This window comes from Wolbachia endosymbiont (group A) of Epagoge grotiana (assembly GCF_947251775.1).
Lineage (GTDB): Bacteria > Pseudomonadota > Alphaproteobacteria > Rickettsiales > Anaplasmataceae > Wolbachia > Wolbachia pipientis.
Genome location: NZ_OX366387.1, coordinates 916,911 through 937,568 on the forward strand (window position 1 = coordinate 916,911; position 20,658 = coordinate 937,568).

The window sequence follows — 20,658 nt, forward strand, 5'->3', positions numbered from 1 at the left end:
TCACTGTGTATTTTTGTTAAAAAAAATGTGTATAGATCATAATGTTGACACTGAGTCTTTATTTAAGCTAGCTGATCAAGAAAATCAGCAAGATAAAGAAAAAATTAAAAAATTCATTAAGTATTTTTATAGTTTTGTTTATAAAAGCGACCTAAAAGCCAATGATAAGTTTTTGCTATATATTGTAAACGATGCTTACAATTTTGTTTCTCAAAAAGAGAAAGATGAAAGTAAGTTAGTAGTAAGCAATATAGATGATATACCAGGAATAGAAGGCGATTTTACCACGATTAAGATAACAAACGATGATATGCCATTTTTGGTTGATTCTGTTATTGCAACTATTAAATCGCACGATTTAACCATATGCTATTACAGCAACAGCATAATTAACATTAAAAGAAAAGATGGCCTAATAGACGAGATTTACTCTTTGGAAGAAAGCAATGGAGTCAAAGAGTCAGTCATATATGTAATTATCAAAGGTATAAGTGACAGCTTTGTTGATACATTAAAAGAATCTCTACAGAAAACGCTGAAAGCGGTTAATTGCGTTGTGAAAGATTGGCACTTAATGCTCAAGAAACTTGATGAGGCAAGTCTTTCTGTCATCCCAGCTGGGATCCAGGAAAAGGACACGTGGATTCCAGTGTCACGCACTGGAATGACACCAGACCGAAATCAAGAGCAAAAAGATTTTCTAGTTTGGTTAAAGAATAATAATTTTGTATTTCTAGGTTATCAAGAATATATTGCTGGTAAAGATGAAAAACTCGTCTGTGATGGCAAAAAGGACCTTGGCCTGATGAGAGTAGGTCAAAGTACGTTGATTCCTTCTGCAAACCTTGATTCCCTATACATATTGAGATCAGATCTAATCTCAATAGTCCATCGGCGTACATACATGAATTGTATAGGAGTAAAAGAATTTGATGACCAGGGTAATGTAGTAAAGGAACGGCGTTTTTTCGGGCTATTTACTTCTGTAGCGGAGGTCCAAGATATTCGAACTATTCCAATAATAAAAGATAAAGTTAAAGTTATAGAAAAAAATGCAGGATTTGTAACCGGGGGCCACAACAATAAAGCTTTGATTTCTATTTTGCAAGTGTTCTCTTGTGATGAATTATTCCAATCAAATGAAGACGAATTATTTAAAATTTGCATTTCGATCATGTCTCTTGCGATTAGGCCAAGGGTCAGATTATTTTTAAGAAGAGTCGGGGATTTTATTAGTTGCATAGTGCTGATACCGATGCGTTATGCTAGCGCTAGGCTAATGTTCAAGATACGTGACATATTGAAGGATGAGACAAGTGCAGGAAGTTCAGATATTTATAACAATCACATTATCAATGAATATGATTTGATGAAATTGCATGTAGTGCTAAAGACCAAAAATGCTAGCGTTCTTGATGATGAAGTTTTGCGTATCGAAAACAAATTAAGAAACATTACAGAAAAGTGGGAAGATCGTTTTATAGACAATTTATACAATACTTTTAGCACTGTTGAGGATATATTCATCCGTTATTGCAAGGCATTTCCAATAAGCTATCAAGAGAGTTTCGAACCTCATGACGCATATTACGATATGAAAAAATTGGAGATAGTGAGGAAGAAAGGAGTTAGCGAGGTCGATTTAAGACTTACTCGTGATAATCTTAATTATCAATTAAAGGTTTATACTCCAAACAATGGAGGCCTTGAATTATCGAAGATATTAAGGATCACTAAGAATTTGGGAGCTAAAATTCTATCTCATAATGGCTATTACATAGAAATTAACGGTGGAATATGGATACACCATTTTGTGTTGTCAAGAGTCGATGAATTAATAGACAACATTACCCTAAAAGAGCAATTTGAAATAACACTTGCGAAAGTGTTTAGCAAGGAAATTAAAAATGACTATTTCAATAGTTTGATCATTATTGCTGGGCTCAAGTGGAAGGAAGTGCTTCTGATTAGAGCGCTAAGTGCCTATCTAAAGCAGACGTCATTTAACTACAACCCAGAATATATCCAAAAGGTAGTCTCAGAGTATCCAAAAGTAGTAAAGTATTTGATACAACTATTTCATGCAAGATTTGATCCTAACATAGACATTGATAGAGCAGAAACTACAGACATTGTCAGAGAAAAAATTGAGGAACTTCTAAAAGAGATCAGCAATGTTTCACATGATTACGTTTTGCGCTCGATATTTAACTTGATAATGGCTATTTTAAGGACCAGTTATTATCAAGATAATAAACCCTACTTATCCATAAAATTTGACTCAAGTAAAGTGAATGGTTTGCCTGATCCTCGTCCGTATCGTGAATTATATATTTATTCAAACCTTTTTGAGGGAATACATCTAAGAGGAGGGAAATTAGCCCGTGGTGGCTTAAGGTGGTCGGATAGGACGGAAGATTTTCGCACTGAAGTTTTGGGGCTCATGAAAGCTCAGATGACAAAAAATGCGGTTATTGTCCCTGTTGGCGCAAAGGGTGGGTTTGTAATTAAGCAAGTTTATAAAGACAAAGATACTTTAAGAGAGAAAAGTGTTGAGTGCTATAAGAGTTTTATTAGAGGAATGCTTGATATTACTGATAACGTGGTTGATGGTGAAATAATTCCACCAGAGAATGTGATTAGGTATGATGAAGACGATCCATACTTGGTAGTTGCAGCAGATAAAGGCACTGCTTCATTTTCTGATTATGCCAACCAGATAGCCTCTGAATACAATTTTTGGCTTGGCGATGCATTTGCATCTGGTGGATCAGCAGGTTATGATCACAAAAAAATGGGTATTACAGCCAAAGGTGCATGGATTGCAGCACAGAGGCATTTTTGGAAAATGAATAAGGATATTTACCAGGATGCAACTGTTATTGGAATTGGGGATATGGCTGGCGACTTATTTGGAAATGGTATGCTGCTTTCAAAAAATATACATTTAATCGGCGCATTTAACCATATGCATATTTTTGTTGACCCAAACCCTGATGCAAAAAAGAGTTTCACAGAGCGTAAACGTCTCTTTGAGTTACCATTTTCAACTTGGATGGATTATAATAAAGATTTGATTTCTAAGGGTGGAGGAGTATTTGAGCGTAGCAGTAAGCAAGTAAACATTTCTCAAGAAATAAAAAAGTGCTTTGATATAACAGAAGATATGCTACCTCCAAGTGATTTGATTAGATATCTATTGAAAGCAAAAGTGGACTTCATATGGAATGGAGGAATCGGCACGTTTGTTAAGGCAAAGAGTGAAAATCATAGCATGGTCGGTGACAAAGCAAACGATGAGTTAAGAGTGAATGGTAAAGATATTAGAGCTTCTATGTTTATAGAGGGTGGAAATCTTGGTTGTACACAGTTTGGAAGAATAGAATATGCTGAAAAAGGTGGATATATCAATGCAGACTTTGTTGATAATTCAGCCGGAGTGATATGTTCGGACCTTGAAGTTAACATTAAGATTGCATTTGTTTCAGCTATGAAAGCAGGGGGTATTTCTTTAGAAAAAAGGAATGAAATACTGGCAAGTATGGTGGATGAAGTTGCATCCAAAGTGCTTGAGAACCACAACAAAATTGAAACAAAAGCATTACTTCTTGAGTGTTTGCAAGCTAAAGAGAGATTGGAGCAGCACCACAGGTTACTGCTCAGTTTAGAAAAATCTGGGCTGTTAAACCGAAGCGTAGAATTTCTTCCAACTGAAGAAGAGATAGCAAGGATGTTAACTGGTGCAGAAGGTTTCAGTTCTCCTCAGCTCTCTGTTCTAATGTCTTATGCTAGAACAGCAATAAAAAATGAAATTATACATTCCGATCTGTCTGAAAAAGATCTTATATCTCATGACTACTTGCTAGGTTATTTTCCTAAAAAGATGGTAACAAAGTTTAAGGATTTCATATTAAAACACCAACTTCGTAGAGAAATTATCTCTACTTGCATTGCAAATGATGTAGTGAATAGAATGGGCTGTATATTCATCAATAATTTGGCTGAGAACACTGGAATTAAGATACAAGAAGCGGTTAACATATATATTGTTGTCAACCACCTGTATGATTTAAACAGCCTGTGGCAGAAAATTGATGAATTGGATGGAAAAATTGATGTTAACTCATACTTACAAATAGTGAGGAACGTGCAGAAATTTATTGGCAGAGTATCATTTTGGCTAGTGAAAAATCTTGGCAAGCTTAGCTTTGTAGAATTGGATGATGTTACAAAATTTAAAGATGCAATTGAAACTTTAGGCCAGAACTTAACTGATGTTTTAGATGAACACCTATTAAAGATCTATAGCCATGGATCAACTTCTTTAGTAGAACTTAATATAAATAAAGATCTAGCAAAAAAAGTTGCTGATCTATGCGTTCTTGCTTATGCACTGGACATTATATCTGTTGCTGAACAGACATCTTTGTCCATTCTTGATGCTGGTAAAATATACTTTGAGTTAAAGTCGCTGTTAAGATTCGATCTGATTAGAACAATTGCCATCAAGATGAAAAGCCGCTCTTCTTATTGGGATCGCAGCTTAGTTAATGATTTATTGGACGATTTAAGCAATTACCATCACAAGCTAGCTGTTAAAGTCATAAAAGCTACTGATAACCCCGAAGATAAGGTTCAAACCTGGGCTTGTGATGATAAGGACTACATAGAACGTTATAATAGTTTTTTAGATGAGATGGTTGCTTCTAAACTTGATTTAAGCAAATTAATATTTATAATCAGAAGGATTAAAGTACTTGCTTCATAGGAAAATGTTCAATATAGGTCTTTCAGAAATTTTAGTTGTAGCTTTAGTGAGCATAATTGTTCTTGATAAAAATAAGGTACCTGTATTTATTGATTTTATTAAGACTATATATAGGTATTTTACAATTGTAAGGTTAAAAGCCAGAAGGTTATTGAAGGATGCCGGAATTGAAGACTTATATAAAGAGTGTAATACTGAGAAAGTAAATTACATAGTTGGTAAAAATGGTAAGCTTTATCCTACTTACGATATAGATAATACATCTAAAGATAATGACAGCGAAGATTCTGGTAGTAGATGATGTACTATCTAATGTCAAGCTTTTAGAAGCTCGACTAAAAGCAGAGTACTATACGGTTATCGTAGCTCATGATGGTGAAGAAGCTATAGATTTAGTAGCAAAGCAGCAGCCTGATATTATATTACTTGATATCATGATGCCAAAGATGAATGGCTTTGAAGTTTGTAAGGAGCTAAAGAGTGATCCCTTGACAACCCATATTCCAATAATTATGGTAACTGCGCTGCATGATACTCATGATAGAGTGCAAGGTATTAATGCTGGCGCGGATGATTTTCTGACTAAACCAATAAACGAAACTGCTTTATCTGCACGAATTAAGTCTCTCACACGCTTAAAGATGATTATTGATGAATTGCGTTTGAGAGGAGAAACTAACGCTGAGATTGGTGGAGTCGCAGGAAACAGTATTATGGATTATTCCAATCAGATTTTTGATGCTAACATACTTGTTATAGATGAGGATGTTCATCAAGCAGAGCAGATATATAATATATTAAAGCAACGCTTTAGGTCAATTAAAATACTGAGTGATCCAATGGAAGCATTGAAGGTTGGTATTGAGAATGGTTACGACCTGATCATTTCTGATATGCAATTTTCAAAAACTGACGGCTTGCGTTTGTGTTCTGAGTTTCGTAGTAAGGTGGAAACACGTTATACACCAATTCTGATTCTTTCTGAGGATTATGATAAAAACAATTTAGTAAAAGCACTTGATGTAGGTGCTAATGATTATTTAACAGTACCTTTGGATGAGGGTGAGCTAATAGCAAGGGTTAATTCGCAAGTAAAACGCAAAAGATATCAAGATGCCTTGAGAATGAATTTATTTAATAATGCGGAAATGTCTATAAAGGACCCATTAACTAACTGTTATAATAGAAGATATTTTGATGCACACTTAAGAAACATTGTTAAGGACTCTGTGGAAAAGGATAGAAGGTTGTCTCTTATGATACTTGATATAGACTATTTTAAGATAGTGAATGACAGTTTTGGGCATAGTGCTGGAGATGAACTTTTAAAGCAAATACAGAAAAGAATTTCTGAAAATATCAGAGTGACAGATTTACTAGCTAGGTTTGGTGGTGAGGAGTTTGTTGTTGTAATGCCAGATACCAATGTATCAGATGCGTATACTATTGCGGAGAGAATACGAAAAATTATTGCTAAAGAACCTTTTGTACTTGCGGATAAAAATACAACCCATAATGTAACTGTGAGCATTGGAATTGCAGAAATGCAAGGATCTGACTTTGATGATATTAAAAAATTTATAGTACGTGCCGACAAATATTTATATAAAGCAAAAAACAGTGGTAGAAATAGAGTGGTTACTGGCTATAGCTAAAGTGGCTTAAGTTTACCGACAACCGTCATTCCGCTACTCGTTAGCGGAATCTATGCTGAGATACCGCGCACAACTGTACGAACGTTGTAGTTTGGGAGCAATTCCCACCAGTGGGATGTCATCCCAGTGCCCAGACACTGGGATCCAGCTTCTATGCAACTTAATTAAAAACGTTTGTTTTAGCGTAAGACAACTACCTTTAGCTCATCAGCTCAGTTATAAGCAAAATTTCTGGATTCCAGTGTCAAGCACTGGAATGACACCATTTGCTGTGCAATTTACCTTCAAAAATGAATGTTTGTACAGCTATGGAATGAATCGCGGTATGACGTGTTGCTTGGGTTAGCTATAGATTTCTGAAATGATTTCAAAAAAATGATAACTAAGATTAAAGCGACAACATGAGGTTTCTCAGCTCTGGAAATTTCACGTTTAACTGCAAAAATAGATACTTATTTAAAAAATATCCTGTGACTTTCAGTCCTAACTGAAATTCTTGGAATGAGTAGCTGTTTTGTAGGGTATTATTGTATACATCATGCAACATTTGTGGAAAAGGTAGGAGTTTATCTGCATAATAATCTCCTACTTTTTTTGACACTGCTCTACCAGTTTTTGGAGAAATAAATTGCAGATTTTCCTTAACACCTGTTACAGCGCATTTGGATAAGTCTAACTTGAATCCCAATTGCGTAAGAAGCAGAAGCTCTAAGTTAAGATAATGGCTTTGCCAAGACTGATTGTTGTGTTTAATTACATCGATGAAATATCGAAAATTGTCATACAGCATGGCACAGGGTTCACTTTCTGGAAGCACTTTTTCTAAAATAGAGGAGAAAGAAACAATAGTAATGCTTTTTAACCTATCTTGAAAGAAATGATGGAATGGAGATTCGATTAATTCGCACTTAAAAAAACCTAGATTTTCAGGTAACTTAGCACTCCATTCTGCATGTAATAGATTACTTATCTGAAACTTATAATTGCTATTGTTTGTTAGCTTAGTTAATCCCCTGCGCTTTCCATGATTTTTTGTAAACAGAGAAAGAATTAAGTTTTTATCGCCGTATTTTTTAGCAGCTATAATGATGCCTTCATCTTTCCATCTCATTTAGAGTGTATTGACCGTATGATATATAGGATAGTGCACCTAGAGCGTGTAATCCATAAAAATCACTTACTCCGTTACTGTTTGCTTCCAAAGTTTCAAGGCTATGAGAGAGTAAGTTATTGGCTGCCACTCTTCTTCCTGAGCCTGATGCATTTCATACTGAGCTTTTGGTTTGCTAAATAATTGTTTGAATGATTTTAGTAACATTACTTTTCCTCGTCTGAAATTTTGGATAATTCAGCTTCTAATTCTTCTATCGTCGGTAAAGCTGTTTTTATGTTCTCTGGTAGATTTTCAGTTATTCGATATTCTGCTAGCCCTATTGGCTTATTCATGTCTCGGAGTGTATATTTAGCAAGTACATCGTCTTTAGATTTACATAAGATTAACCCTATAGAAGGTTGATCTGTCGAGTGCTTCAGTAAATCATCAACTGCAGAAAGATAAAAATTCATTTTACCAGCATATTCCGGCTTAAAATCCTTATCTTTTAGTTCAATCACTACGAAGCAACGTAACTTTAAATGATAGAATAATAAATCAATATAAAAGTCTTTATTACCAACATCTAAATGAAATTGTCTACCAACAAATGCAAATCCTTCACCGAGTTCTAACAGAAATTTTTCCATATGCCCTACGAGTCCTTTTTCTACTTCTCTTTCATGAGCATCCTTACCTATACTTAAAAAATCAAAAATATACGGATCTTTTAATGTGTAATGTGCTAGATCGGATTGTGGAGATGGTAATTTTTCTTTAAAATTAGTTATTGCTTTTCCTTGACGTTTATGTAGTCCAAGTTCTATCTGCATCACCATAATGTTACGTGACCAGCCATGTTCAATAGCTTTTTTTACATAAAATAATCTTACTTCATGACTTTCTATTTTTTCCAAAAGAGTGATATTGTGATACCAAGTTAATTGTGCAAGAGGCTCCTGCACAAATTCAACATCAGGATATTCTTCGGCAAACTTACGCATATACTTCAGATTTCTCATGCTAAAGCCTTTCATTTCTGGAAATGTACTTCTCAAATCCTTACTTAATTGATCAATTACCTTAGCTCCCCAGCCGTGTTCTCTTTGCCGTTTTAAGATTTCTGTTCCAATATAATGGTAGAGCAAGATAAGCTTACTATTTACTGCAAGCGCTGCCTTATAACGGCTTGTTGCAATACGATCTTTCAACTGCTCTAAAAATTCTGTATATTCTTTTGCTATAATTCTTGTCATAGGATTCCTTTTAATCCATTATACAATTCCTTTGTCTGTCGAGAAGACAATCTTTCGCTTGCCTGCAACTTTGAAGGGATTCCTTATTTACTTCAAACTTGTCCATCAACTAAAATATATTGACTTTACGTGCAATATTAGCTTTAAACCAGTAAAACAAGCTGCTTAACATATGCGTTTTTTCTATTCTAATTATATTCTTTTTTTGTCTTTATGTTGTTTTTTGCTTTTTTCGTTATCTTCAACAAAAGCCCAAACGAATGATACGTTAGCTGTTCCTATACCACAAAGGAAAAAAGAAATAGTTGAGCACACTGTTGTAGCACAACCGAGGCAAATTATCGAAATGCAAGAAGAAGTCATTATTAACGAGGGTAAAGAATTCATTCCTGTTCCAAAAAGAAAAAAAAGTGTAGAGAAGAAACTAAGAAGGGATGTCAGAGAGGCAAAGAATGAAATAGGAAACGAAAAAAGCGTTGAGAGCAAAAAGGATGAATTAGTTGTAACAGAAATTATTAACTCTATAAGAGAAAAGCTCACAAAATGCTGGAGCATTCCTGAAAGCATAGCTTACAAAGAAAATTTTAATATAAAAATTAACTTATTGTTATCCAGTCAAGGCGAGATAATTATGGCAGATGTAGCAGACAGTGATTCCTATCGAAATAATCCACTTTTCAGGTCGATAGCAGATAATGCAATGCGTGCAGTATATAAATGTAGCCCATTGACCGGCTTGCCTACTCAGCACCACCACATTTGGCGTGAAGTAACACTAGATTTTATTCTATAGCTAAAGTAATTCTATAATTTAATAAGCCCACTGTATCCGTTCAGGATAGCAGCAAGACCATAGAGTAAAAGTGAGTTTACAACAAATGGTGTCATCCCAGTGCTTGACACTGGGATGGCTTTGTTGCATAGCAACTGAAAAAATCTGGTGGCTACTGACAAAATTCATTATAAAATAGCCATTTAACCTTGAAAGAAAAAATATGCCACAAAAAATGAGGGTCAGTAACCATAGCGAATATAACAAATTTCTAGAAAAAAGAGGAAATATTTTTCATTATATCAACGAAGCCATAGAAAAGTGGTACGAGAATGGTCCAAAAATACCAGTTGGCAACAATATTTATAGCGATAAAGTTGTAATTTTGGTGCACATAATAACTTGTTTATTTAGAATAGGCCTGAGGCAAACAGTTGGGTTTATAGCAGGATACCTTGAGCAAATTGGGAAAAATTTGCAAGTTATCAGCTATTCACAATCATCAAGAAGGTTTAAGAAACTCAATATTAAGATCAATGATTGCAGAAAATAATATGGAAGATATCGAAATTGCTATAGACAGTACAGGAATTAGTATATACAACAACACTCCTGGTCATAGCAAAGAAAATAGCGAAGATAGAAAGTATCGCAGCTATGAACAGACAAGAAAATTGCATGTAATGTTGAATACAAACAGCAAAAAAGCCATAGCTGTAAAATACAGTAACGGCTGATCACTATGGAGCTTGTGATTTGCTAAAAGAAGTCGATTTTCAGTATGTCATAAAAGTACTATATGCAGATAGGGCATATGACAGAGAAAAGCTCTATAAGCTGTGTAATCAATATGGTATAAAAACGAAAATTCCTCCGAAAAACAACGCAGCAGAGCATCCAAAGTTAGACTATATGGCTGAGAGAAATGCTGCAATTAGACTAATAAAATCATGCAGCGAAGATGGAATGAAGAGGTGGAAAAGGCAAACAAACTACGGAAAAAGATCTTATATAGAAAGTTTTTTCTCGCGACTGAAACAAACATTCGGGTTTAGTTTTAGGAATAAATCTGAGACAAATAGAGAGAAGGAACTACTTGTTAAATGCTATTTGCTCAATAAGTTCACTGATATTGGTATGGCTAAATTTGAGATAGCTTCATAAATTTATTGTGCGTTACCTACTATCCGAAGAGCGATGCAACAAAGCCATTCCAGTGTCAAGCACTGGAATGACACCTTCTGTATAAATATTAAGAAATTTACCAAACGAAAAAAAAGGCAAAAGAAGCCCCGTGGTTGGCTAATTACTTACATTATACTTTCAAGTATGGCGTTTTTTTATTCTAAACACTTAATAACCGCGATTTAGCTGCTTTTAAGCCGCAACTAATCTAAATTATAAACGTTAAGAAATTTACTAAACAGAAAAAAAGGCAAAAGAAACCCTAGGGTAGCTAGTTATTTACTATCCATTTTTTAAGTTGGCGTTTTTTAATGTTTTAAATGCTTTATAAGCGTATTTCAGCTTGTGTAGGTCAAAACCCGGAAATTTGATAAAGACATAAGGTGCACATAGTGCAAAAAATTAAACATGAGACGCCAGATACGTTGAGTTTTTTTGTCATTTAATCTGTACAGAGAAGATAAATAAATAGCTTCAGTTTCATGATAAGGGCGCTGGCGAGGTTTGTCAAGGAAGTTTTTTGTTTCTGTGGGCTACCTGGATGACAGGATTGCTCTTGAATTTGTATAGCTACATTGTCGGTAAATCTAAATTGCTTTAGTTATAGAAATAAATTTCGAGTCAGATGTGTATAAATTCTATATAATTTTTATCCTACTACTAATTTAACAAGATGGATCATATAGATATTATAAAATCAAAATTATTATTATCCGACCTAGTAGGTAAAAAAGTCAGATTAATAAAAAGAGGAGATAGTTTTGTTGGGCTCTGTCCATTTCATAACGAAAAAACCCCATCTTTTTCGGTAAGTAATACTAAAGGATTGTATTACTGTTTTGGTTGCTTAGCTAGTGGTGACGTATTTGAATTTATTTCACAAACTGAAGGATTAAGCTTTAAAGAAGCATTGGAAAGATTAGCATCGGTTACAGGTGTTGAACTGCCCAAAAGTCTTAGTATTACAAAAGAGGACAATAAACTATTTTTAGCGCTTGATTTAGCTGCAAATTGGTTTGCACAAAAAAATCAAAGTGTTGTAGATTATTTAAAGCAGCGTAAGATTTCACCTAAAATCATAGATAAATTTAAGATAGGTTATGCACCAAGCTCTGGTTTGAAAGAGTATTTAAACTCTTCAGGTATTGAAGACAAAATTTTAATTGATATTGGATTAGTAAACAAAAATTTTCATGATTATTTTTATGACCGGCTGATATTTCCTATACAGAGCATTGCAGGGAGAGTTATTGGTTTTGGCGGACGTGCGCTAAGTTCTGAGCAACAGCCGAAATATTTAAACAGTCCAGAGAGTCAGCTCTTCAAGAAGAGGGAGAATTTATACGGATTAAACTTTGCTTTAAGCGAAATACGTAAAAAACAGCACATACTCGTTGTTGAAGGATATATGGACGCTATAGCGCTACATCAAGCAGGAATTAGTAATGCAGTTGCTCCGCTTGGTACCGCAATTTCTGCAGAGCAGATAAAAAATCTATGGAGATTTGCTAAAGAAATCTCCATCTGTATGGATGGCGATAGTGCTGGACGTCATGCTGCTACTCGAGTTGCAGAACTTGCTCTGCCAATATTAGAGCCTGGATACACGTTAAAATTTGTGACTTTGCCGAGTAATAAAGATCCATACGATATATGTAACGAACTGGAATACAAGAAAGAAGACGTATTGATTGCGCTTGATCACTCAACAAAACTTCATTCTGAATATTTATGGCATCACATAATCGATAGCAATTTGCAAAATTATGAAAAACTTGCTCCGGAAAAATATTCAATTCTTGAGCACAAGTTCATGGAATATGTAAATACTATTAGCAACAGCAGTATTAGAAGGTATTACAGAGATTATTTTTACAATAAGGCTAGTGAACTAAGAAGTAGCTTCAAAAAACAGATTTTTAATAGTAAAACTAGAGCAACAAAAGGTGAGTATCTTCATAACAAATCTCCAGAGCTAATTGAAGCAGAGCAAAATCAGGCCGTAATTTTGCGTATAGCCGTAGAATTTCCTGAAATCTTGAACCGTCCTATATTTTTTGAGCAATTTTCTCATTTTGAATTTACTAATGAGATGAAAAGATTACAACAGCGTATAATTGATGTAATAAGTAACAAAAGCAAACTCGATAAAGAGGCTTTGTTACAAGAATTGAAACAGTTTAACGTTATAAAGTATGTATTTGAAAAAACTAGTGTACTAAATAGCCAACTGAACGAGAGAAAATCTGCAGAAATTGTGTGGAATAATATAGTGTTACTAAAAGAGTTAAATGCATTACGAAAAGAAAGAACCGAAGCGAGGCTGAGCGGTAATCTTGACTTAGAGGAAAGGTTGATAGAACAAATAAAGCAAATAGAAAGCAGTATACAAGAAATGCAAATGGAGTTTATTGAAAAGTAGATATCGTCTCGTTAGTCAACAAGAAAATTACAAAATAAGACAATATTTTACATAAGATTGAAATTTTTAACTAATTAAGCCTTCCTCTAACAGCTTTGCCCTGTAGTTTTTGATATGGTTAGGATCACTTGAAAATGTATAATTTTTGTAGTTAGCTCTGCTGTGCATATAAAGTTTACTATTGACTTTTATCACATTATCTCACATTATCTCACATAATATGCATGTGAGAAGAATATGAACTGGAAGAATTTTCGTCTTAGTACGCGTCTCAACCTAGAAGGGCCTGTAATTGAGCAAGTGTACGAGTTAATTACTGCAGTTGATAGTGTTAAAAATAGCTGGCAGATAACGAAAAAACTACTACCACAAACAATTGAAAGATTAACTCATTCAGTTATTGTTACATCTTCTGGCGCTTCTAACCGTATTGAAGGAAATCGTCTAACCGATAAAGAAGTTGAGGATCTATATAAAAACCTACGTGTCAAAAAATTTAAAAATAGAGATGAGCAAGAAATTGCTGGCTACTTAGAAATGCTTAAACTAATATTTCATGATTATACGGATATTCCAATTAGTGAGTCATCAATATTGCACATTAACAACCAGATGCTACTTTATAGTGAAAAAGATTTGTATCATAGAGGAAAATACAAAGCAAGTTCTAATAGAGTTGAGGCAAAAGATCAGAATGGAAAAGTTGTTGGTATAATTTTTGATCCCACACCACCTTACCTTGTTAGAAAGGAAGTACAAGAGCTTATTGATTGGTATCACTGGTCCTTAAATAATAAATTTAAGCATCCTCTTATTATTGTTGCTAACTTTGTTTTTGAGTATTTGGCAATACACCCTTTTCAAGATGGAAATGGCAGAACTAGTAGATTGATAACTAATTTAATGCTGTTGCAGCAGGGTTATGATTTTGTATCTATTGTATCACATGAAAAGATAATTGAAACTAACAAACTTGATTACTATTTAGCGCTTAATAAAACACAAAGTAGCTGGAAAAGTGGCAAAGAAGATATTTCCCCATGGTTAATATTTTTTCTTAATGTGCTCAAAACGCAAGCAAATGAGGCGCATTATATTCTTGAGAGGGAGAATACTGAATATTTATTATCAAGAAAACAATTATTCTTCTGGGAGTGGGCACTTAGCCTTGCAGATAAAGAATTTAGTAGAAAAGATGCTATAGAAGCTCTAGGATTTCCTCCAAGAACAGTAGAGGCAATTACAAAGAAACTGCTAGGGATGAAATACTTACAGCGTCTTGGAGAAGGCAAAGCCACTAGATATAAAGTTATTATTTAAAAGTTTTAGTATGTTTTTCGAGATTTTTTTAAATCCAGTCTTATGCACAACTTTGTTTGCAATTTTATTCGATTAAAAATTGCATTTTAGCAATAAAAAACTTACTTATTATAGGAAAATCTTGTGTTTGTTCTCATATAAAACTATTTATGGAGTGACAATGGTACATGTATTATACTTACATTTCTGATTCGAAAATTTATGCAGTTGTTTCTAACAAGATTGGTCAACAAATTCTATTGTTTAAAGATGAGAAATAAAGTAATCATCATTTCCAGTATTGCTTTTATTCTACTGTTTTTTATCAGCAGTGCATTTTTAAAAAAAGATCAGGCGGTTCATAGCGATAATGCAACTAGTAGCTTTTCAGTAAAAACTCAAGAACGTGCGCCGCAAAACCGCACTATATATTTAAATTTTTCTGGTACAGTAAATCCCTTACATAGAGCTAGCCTTGTCTCAAAAATAAGTGGTAAGATTATTGCTATTTATTTACCTGATGGTGAAAAGGTAAAAAGAGATGATGTAGTGTTAAAGATAGAAGATTATGACAGGATTGAGCAAGCTCAGAAAGCCAAAGCTTTATTAAAGCAGCGTGAAATTGAGTATGATTCCTCTCACAAACTGAATAAAAAAGGCTATGGGGCACAAATACAAGTAGAAGCAGCTTTTACTGCGTTACAAAGTGCAAAAGCTGACCTAAAAAGGCTAGAATTGGATTTAGAAAATACTGCAGTCACATCTCCTATAGATGGTTATATTGATAAAATCAATGCAAACGAAGGGGATTTTGTTAATGCTGGGCAAAAAATAGCTGACGTGGTTAATTTCGATCAAATTCTTGTAGTGTTATACGTTTCGGAAAATGAAGTAAATAAAATAGAGCTAGGCAGCACAGCTCAAATTAATTTGCTGGACGGAAAAGAATTGGCAGGTGAAGTAAGTTTTATTAGTAAAATTGCTGAGCCTAAAACTGGGTCTTATAGGGTAGAAGTAAAGGTAACTAATAATAAAATGATATCCTTGCAGGGACTAACTGCCAACGTAAGGCTACCTTCAGGCGAAAGATTTGCATATAAAGTTCCTTCTTCAGCCCTGAGCTTAAGTGACGAAGGTGCTCTTGGAATAAAGATTGTTGATGATAATAATTATGTAGTATTTGCACCAATAGAAATTGTTGATCATGAGAGCGATGGGGTTTGGATAGTAGCAAATAACGAAGGTAAACCCATAAAGTTAATAGTATTGGGCCACCTATTTGTTAAGCCTGGTGATAAGGTTTAAGACATAAGATCCTTTGACCTTACCCAGAAAAAGTGGAGAGAAAGTTTGGAATGTTTTTCACAAAGAGAATGATGAATCAAAATGCTCAGGAATGCAATAGTTAATAGTAACGTTGTTTGTTATAAAAAATTTCTATATATTCAAATATAGCAGTTTTGATATGCTGTTTAGAGTGCCGAGAGGTGTCTATTGGTAACTCCCTTTTTAGAGAACTGAAGAAGCTTTCCACAACAGAATTGTCGTAACAACAGCCTTTATTACTCATCTATATTCTTTACAGCTAAGAGATATTGATACCCTTGCGCAGTATATTGTGAACCTTGGTCACTGTGCAGCAGTAGATTTTTAACAGGTTTACGCCTATTAATGGCCATTAATAAAGAGTTCATAACCAATTGTTTATTTATTGCACTACTCATTAACTACCTTACTATTACCCACAAATATAAATGGACTAAAAAGTAAAATATTACAATATTAAAGTTTGCAAATATTGAGGGTGTAAAATGGCAAGTAAAAGTAGTGAATGGGCTAAAAATGAATTTGGAGATAAAAGATTAACTGACCGATTAGTAAAGATTGCTGATAGTTTGATAAGTTTACCTGAAAGCTCAATTAATGAGGCATGCGGAAGTTGGTCAGAAGCAAAAGCAGCATACCGTTTTTTTCAAAATGAGAATGTAAAAGAAAGTGATATTTTAGCTACACATATTAATAAGACGGTTGAGAGAACAAAAGCTCACAAGAGGGTTCTTGTCATTCAAGATACCAGTTACATTGTATATAATAACCATAAAAAAACAAGCGGATTAGCAAATTTGTCCAGTTATGATACTGCAAAAGGTATTATAATGCATACAGCTCTTGCCGTTAGTATAGAAGGTTTGGTACTAGGGATACTAGATCAAAAAGTTTATTCAAGACCTGAAGAAACTGAGAACCTTAAAAAAAAGAGCGATCGCATTGAAGATAAAGAAAGCGTAAAGTGGTTGGAAACTTTAAGAAAAACAAATAATATTATTGATCCAACTCAAACTGAGACTATAACTGTATGCGATAGAGAAGCAGATATATATGACTTTTTTGAGCTTGCACATAATCTTAATTCGGCAGTGCTAGTTAGAGCATGCAGAGATAGAGCAGTAAATAGAAAATCTCGATATCCTGAAAAAGGTGAGCAGAAGTTATGGGCATTTATTAAATCCTCTCATTGTACAGGTACGGTAGAAGTTGAAGTTCCTGTAAAAGATAATAAGCCAAAAAGAACAGCACGTTTGGAAGTTAGATTTGGAAAGTTTATGATGAATCCATCTAAGAATAATATTAGGCATAAGACGGAAGAACTACCTAAATTACCACTTTATGCAGTTTATGTTGTTGAGAAAACTCCCCTTCCCTTAAAAAAAAACCGCTAGAATGGATGCTATTAACGAATCTTTCAGTTAATACTTTCGATGAAGCTGTTGAAAAAATTAGTTGGTATCAACTATGTTTTTTAAAAATTTTTTTATTTGTGTAATTTTGCAAATTATATGGGCAATAAAAACCCGTTTGTCATAGAAATAGAATTTTATATCAAACAGCTACCACAGCAATTTCTGCTTAAGCTAATGAATATGTGCTTTAAGTCTGTGTGGACGCACATATTCATTAGCCAATTTCAGTTACCGTTGTGAAGATTTTTAAGTATGCAAATTAATTGCTTCTTTAAGTCTTGTATTAGCAATTACTATAATTTTACGCATTAGGGCTGTTATAGCCACCATACGCGTCAAGTTAAGAGATTGTGAGCAAATTTAGAGAGGTTAAAGTGGATACTCTAGCCCTTCTACGTTTGTCTTTTAATGAAAATCGCGACCAAGTTATAGTGAGTTTTTTAAGAAATGCTTTTAAACTATTAATTTTGGTTAATACTAAAAATAACTCTCTAACCCGCCTTTTTAGCTCAATAAATGCCTTTGTTAAGCTAAGTTCTGTATTCTTTTTCACTTCTGTGCAACCAACTATGCCGTGAAATATAAGAATTGCGCACAATTTAGCATATAGTTCACATAATACTCTGCATGGCTTTCCTTTTAGCTTATCAAGCCTGATATGGCTTTTATACAATTTAAATAATAACTCAATTTGCCACCTTACTCTGTAAATCGTTAATACTTGCTCAGCACTAATTTTATTTTCTGGAACATTAGTTATAAATATTGACCAGTTCAACAATTTTTGATTTCTTTTAGAGGATGTATATCCCTGCGATCTTGCTAATCTATTAGCTTTCCTTCTTCTGGCCATAGACTGTTCTTCAGTTAGTTTCTGACATATAATTCTTACTCTAATTTTTGCTTCTTTTCCTAACAATACCTCGTTTTCTAAAAATAACTTATCCTCTAAACATTCTAATAACTCCATTTTTTGATTTGTTTCTACATCATATATGTTGGTATCGGATTTATAACGACTTATGAAATAAGCTCCTATTTCATTGATTTGTTTAAAAGAACTTGGCACAAAATAACCGAGATCAGATATTAGCAAATCATTGCTTAATATATTACTTAAATGTTTCCTATATCCCTGGTCTGATCTTACCCCCTCCGTTAAATTAAGTTGGTCTATTATCTGATTCATGTAGTCGAAAACTAATTGTAACTTTATTCCAGACTTAGTATTGCTTTCATAGCCACTGTAGCTAGTACCATAACCTTTATACATCTCTTCCATACTGTTAGGTAGAGTAATATAGCTACTGTCCAATAATTTAACACTATTAAATTGCTGTAAGATTTTGCAATCAACTTGCAAGATATTTTTAAAGAGAATCACAGATTCATTATACATCCTTTTCATAAATTCCACTGCTTCTTCAGTAAATCTAAAATCCAAACCTTGTTTTGTTATATCTATCGAGTCCTCGTTTAGTAATTGACACATTGTTTCTACGCTACAATTATCAACTCCTATATTACCCAAGACCATGGCTTTTACGAATGATGAACCTTTTAGCTTTCTCTTTCTTTTTATAAACCTTGTTGTAATTGAGATTTTCTCTGCTTTTTCATTAAAAAATTCTTTGAGCTTTTTTGATAAGCAAGTTATTTTATTCATTGGTTCTCTCACTAAAAGTATATCTGGGAGAACTTATACCTTATTATTCTATCTCTTTCATACCTTTATTTCCTTAACTTGACGCGTATGGTAGGATTCATATGGTGGTTGGCAAAACTTGACTTACGTGTACACATCCATGATAAATTTATAGAAAAAAACCAAGAACTAATCGAAATAGTCTATCGACTTGAAGAGAGAGTGAAAAACCTCACTGAAGAAGTCAACGAACTTGAAGCTATTCACAAACACAAATAAATTTTACAGTGACAAAGTACATTTTATCTGTAGATGGAGGTGGCATTAGAGGGATAATACCTGCCATTATTCTTGCAGAAATTGAATCTAGGACAAAAAAGCCAATTTCCCAGATTTTTGATTTAATGGCAGGCACCTCAACCGGTGGGATTATTGTTGCTGGACTTTGTAAAAGCAATAAACTTCAATACTCTGCCAATGATTTGGTTGAACTTTACCAAGAGTATGGAGCATATATCTTTCAATCATCATTTTGGAGAAAATCAATTGCTTCTTGGCTGAGTGGTTCTCAGTACTCGTATAGAAATATGGAATTTATTCTCAACAAATACTTTGGTGAAAGTACTATGGCCGATGTTGCGAGTAATCTACTGCTCACCAGTTATGACATTCACAATAGTTGTGAGTTTTTCTTCAAAAGTTGGAAAGAAGAAAACATTAAGTTGAAAGATGCACTCAGAGCTACAACAGCTGCCCCAACGTACTTTACACCAAAACGTCTAAAAATTAGCCAAACAGAGAGAGTGTTGATAGATGGCGGAGTGTTTGCTAATAATCCAGCGGCTTGTGCATATGCAAGTGGTAAGAGGTTATTTCCAAATGATGATACTCTACTGTTATCGATAGGTACTGGAAGAACAGATAGAAGTATAGCTAATTCAAGGAGATTTGGAAAAATAAGCTGGATAAAACCTTTGTTAAATGTGATGTTTGCCTCTGGATTGGACTGCGTAAATTATCAGATGAATCAAGTAATAGGCAATAGATACGTAAGAATACAATCGCAATTAAAAATAGCATCACCTGACATGGATAATATTACATCAAAAAATATCAAATCTCTTCAGCAAGAGGCAAAGGCAATGATAGAGGACAACCAGGAAGTAATAGATAGATTCTGCAATATTGAACGATGCCAAGCAAACTAAAGAAATTATACCACAAAGCAAAGAAAGGTTTAAAAAACATAATTTCGCCCAAAAAACATGCTAAGGGGCAAGAAGCTAAAACTTCAAACGATAAGCCAAAACCGCTCTCTGAAATTGTGATGAAACCTAGCCTATGCTCGAAAGTAACCTCTAAAGCAAAAAAAGATAAAAAAGGAATAAAAGAAAAAATAAAAAGCTTTAAAATAAAGAAAGCAAAACCCGTAGAAAAAGAGCTGAAAAAGGGTGACATATTCAAAAAAGGCTTCAAAAAGCTAAAAGGGAAAATAAAAAGCCTAAACCCCATAAAGTCCAAGAAAAACAAGATAATCGGGAGCAAAAGACTAGCATTTTTACTAACATCTGCTACAATCGTGGCAATTTTACCAACATTCAGTTTAGCTCCCTTGCCAGCATTAGCGGTAACTTCTGCATGTGTTTTCAGTATAAACTTTATCGCAGTCAAAACATTGAAGAAGTTTATCAAACAACGCAAATTAGCAGCAGAATCTAAAGAAGTAGCCGAACCAAACAAGCCGGAAGAGGAAATTCAAGATGTATCGGTTGAACCGGTAAAAGAAAAAGCCGCAAGCAAAACTTCAGAGAAATCTTAAATA

At 34.0% G+C, this 20,658-nt stretch carries 14 protein-coding genes and 3 pseudogenes; 12 read left to right on the plus strand and 5 right to left on the minus strand.

Annotated features, from left to right (window positions below; genetic code table 11):
• The first annotated feature begins 25 nt into the window (after positions 1-25).
• From OPR50_RS04200 to OPR50_RS04210, 3 genes are read left to right on the plus strand one after another with little or no spacing between them, the layout of a single operon-like run.
• Positions 26-4,768 (plus strand): NAD-glutamate dehydrogenase, encoded by a 4,743-nt coding sequence (locus OPR50_RS04200; protein ID WP_264339576.1) that lies wholly within the window; start codon positions 26-28, stop codon positions 4,766-4,768.
• A gap of 4 nt (positions 4,769-4,772) precedes the next feature.
• Positions 4,773-5,069, plus strand: coding sequence for a Sec-independent protein translocase subunit TatB (tatB, locus tag OPR50_RS04205; protein ID WP_010082258.1), 297 nt, complete (start codon positions 4,773-4,775; stop codon positions 5,067-5,069).
• Positions 5,041-6,423 carry a PleD family two-component system response regulator gene (locus tag OPR50_RS04210; RefSeq protein ID WP_264339171.1) on the plus strand — a complete coding sequence of 461 codons (1,383 nt, stop codon included), beginning with the start codon at positions 5,041-5,043 and terminating at the stop codon, positions 6,421-6,423. The genes tatB and OPR50_RS04210 overlap by 29 nt, the downstream gene beginning before the upstream one ends.
• Positions 6,424-6,811: 388 nt before the next feature.
• Here OPR50_RS04210 and recO read toward each other — a convergent pair whose 3' ends face one another.
• The 3 genes from recO to OPR50_RS04225 all read right to left on the minus strand — a co-directional run bounded on the left by recO (position 6,812) and on the right by OPR50_RS04225 (position 8,772).
• Positions 6,812-7,534, minus strand: a complete 723-nt coding sequence (gene recO, locus OPR50_RS04215; protein ID WP_065094880.1) for a DNA repair protein RecO — start codon at positions 7,532-7,534, stop codon at positions 6,812-6,814.
• Positions 7,535-7,600: 66 nt separating this feature from the next.
• Positions 7,601-7,741: a hypothetical protein gene (locus OPR50_RS04220; RefSeq protein ID WP_007548500.1), complete on the minus strand. Its 141-nt coding sequence runs from the start codon at positions 7,739-7,741 to the stop codon at positions 7,601-7,603.
• Positions 7,741-8,772, minus strand: coding sequence for a PDDEXK nuclease domain-containing protein (locus tag OPR50_RS04225; RefSeq protein WP_265023828.1), 1,032 nt, complete (start codon positions 8,770-8,772; stop codon positions 7,741-7,743). The genes OPR50_RS04220 and OPR50_RS04225 overlap by 1 nt, the downstream gene beginning before the upstream one ends.
• Before the next feature lie 172 nt (positions 8,773-8,944).
• Between OPR50_RS04225 and OPR50_RS04230 the strand changes: the two genes are divergently transcribed.
• From OPR50_RS04230 to OPR50_RS04260, 5 genes and pseudogenes are all read left to right on the plus strand, one after another.
• A complete protein-coding gene (locus tag OPR50_RS04230) occupies positions 8,945-9,565 on the plus strand; it encodes a hypothetical protein (protein ID WP_264339167.1) in 621 nt (206 codons plus the stop codon).
• 202 nt (positions 9,566-9,767) lie between these two features.
• Positions 9,768-10,708: pseudogene (locus OPR50_RS08800) on the plus strand (IS5 family transposase).
• A gap of 694 nt (positions 10,709-11,402) precedes the next feature.
• Positions 11,403-13,151, plus strand: coding sequence for a DNA primase (gene dnaG / locus OPR50_RS04250; protein ID WP_265023830.1), 1,749 nt, complete (start codon positions 11,403-11,405; stop codon positions 13,149-13,151).
• Positions 13,152-13,388: 237 nt separating this feature from the next.
• The gene (locus OPR50_RS04255; protein WP_213863077.1) at positions 13,389-14,471 is read left to right on the plus strand and encodes a Fic family protein; all 1,083 of its coding nucleotides are present in this window, start codon (positions 13,389-13,391) and stop codon (positions 14,469-14,471) included.
• Between the two features lie 201 nt (positions 14,472-14,672).
• Entirely contained in the window at positions 14,673-15,755 is a 1,083-nt protein-coding gene (locus OPR50_RS04260; protein WP_265023831.1) for an efflux RND transporter periplasmic adaptor subunit, read from the plus strand.
• A gap of 57 nt (positions 15,756-15,812) precedes the next feature.
• Here OPR50_RS04260 and OPR50_RS08805 read toward each other — a convergent pair.
• A pseudogene (locus OPR50_RS08805) lies at positions 15,813-16,174 on the minus strand (transposase); the annotation flags it as partial.
• An 87-nt stretch (positions 16,175-16,261) separates the two neighbouring features.
• On the opposite strand from OPR50_RS08805, the pseudogene OPR50_RS04275 reads away from it, so the two are divergent.
• Positions 16,262-17,244, plus strand: a pseudogene (locus OPR50_RS04275) (IS4 family transposase); the annotation flags it as partial.
• A 287-nt stretch (positions 17,245-17,531) separates the two neighbouring features.
• Here the strand turns inward: OPR50_RS04275 and OPR50_RS04280 are convergent.
• Complete coding sequence (locus OPR50_RS04280; RefSeq protein WP_264339118.1) at positions 17,532-18,857, minus strand: IS4 family transposase; 1,326 nt, start codon at positions 18,855-18,857, stop codon at positions 17,532-17,534.
• Positions 18,858-18,944: 87 nt separating this feature from the next.
• Here OPR50_RS04280 and OPR50_RS04285 point away from each other — a divergent pair, with 87 nt between their 5' ends.
• From OPR50_RS04285 to OPR50_RS04295, 3 genes are read left to right on the plus strand one after another with little or no spacing between them, the layout of a single operon-like run.
• Entirely contained in the window at positions 18,945-19,115 is a 171-nt protein-coding gene (locus tag OPR50_RS04285; protein WP_265023832.1) for a hypothetical protein, read from the plus strand.
• A gap of 8 nt (positions 19,116-19,123) precedes the next feature.
• Positions 19,124-20,044 carry a patatin-like phospholipase family protein gene (locus OPR50_RS04290; protein ID WP_265016534.1) on the plus strand — a complete coding sequence of 307 codons (921 nt, stop codon included), beginning with the start codon at positions 19,124-19,126 and terminating at the stop codon, positions 20,042-20,044.
• Positions 20,029-20,655 carry a hypothetical protein gene (locus tag OPR50_RS04295; RefSeq protein WP_264705698.1) on the plus strand — a complete coding sequence of 209 codons (627 nt, stop codon included), beginning with the start codon at positions 20,029-20,031 and terminating at the stop codon, positions 20,653-20,655. Before OPR50_RS04290 ends, OPR50_RS04295 begins: the two co-directional genes overlap by 16 nt.
• The last annotated feature ends 3 nt before the right edge of the window (positions 20,656-20,658 follow it).

Coding starts and splice junctions, on each gene's coding strand:
- OPR50_RS04200 (WP_264339576.1), top strand. CDS start 26: ATGTGTATAGATCATAATGTTGACACTGAGTCTTTATTTAAGCTAGCT.
- OPR50_RS04285 (WP_265023832.1), top strand. CDS start 18,945: ATGGTAGGATTCATATGGTGGTTGGCAAAACTTGACTTACGTGTACAC.
- OPR50_RS04220 (WP_007548500.1), bottom strand. CDS start 7,741: ATGTTACTAAAATCATTCAAACAATTATTTAGCAAACCAAAAGCTCAG.
- dnaG (WP_265023830.1), top strand. CDS start 11,403: ATGGATCATATAGATATTATAAAATCAAAATTATTATTATCCGACCTA.
- recO (WP_065094880.1), bottom strand. CDS start 7,534: ATGAGATGGAAAGATGAAGGCATCATTATAGCTGCTAAAAAATACGGC.
- OPR50_RS04295 (WP_264705698.1), top strand. CDS start 20,029: ATGCCAAGCAAACTAAAGAAATTATACCACAAAGCAAAGAAAGGTTTA.
- OPR50_RS04210 (WP_264339171.1), top strand. CDS start 5,041: ATGACAGCGAAGATTCTGGTAGTAGATGATGTACTATCTAATGTCAAG.
- OPR50_RS04225 (WP_265023828.1), bottom strand. CDS start 8,772: ATGACAAGAATTATAGCAAAAGAATATACAGAATTTTTAGAGCAGTTG.
- OPR50_RS04255 (WP_213863077.1), top strand. CDS start 13,389: ATGAACTGGAAGAATTTTCGTCTTAGTACGCGTCTCAACCTAGAAGGG.
- OPR50_RS04230 (WP_264339167.1), top strand. CDS start 8,945: ATGCGTTTTTTCTATTCTAATTATATTCTTTTTTTGTCTTTATGTTGT.
- tatB (WP_010082258.1), top strand. CDS start 4,773: ATGTTCAATATAGGTCTTTCAGAAATTTTAGTTGTAGCTTTAGTGAGC.
- OPR50_RS04260 (WP_265023831.1), top strand. CDS start 14,673: ATGCAGTTGTTTCTAACAAGATTGGTCAACAAATTCTATTGTTTAAAG.
- OPR50_RS04280 (WP_264339118.1), bottom strand. CDS start 18,857: ATGAATAAAATAACTTGCTTATCAAAAAAGCTCAAAGAATTTTTTAAT.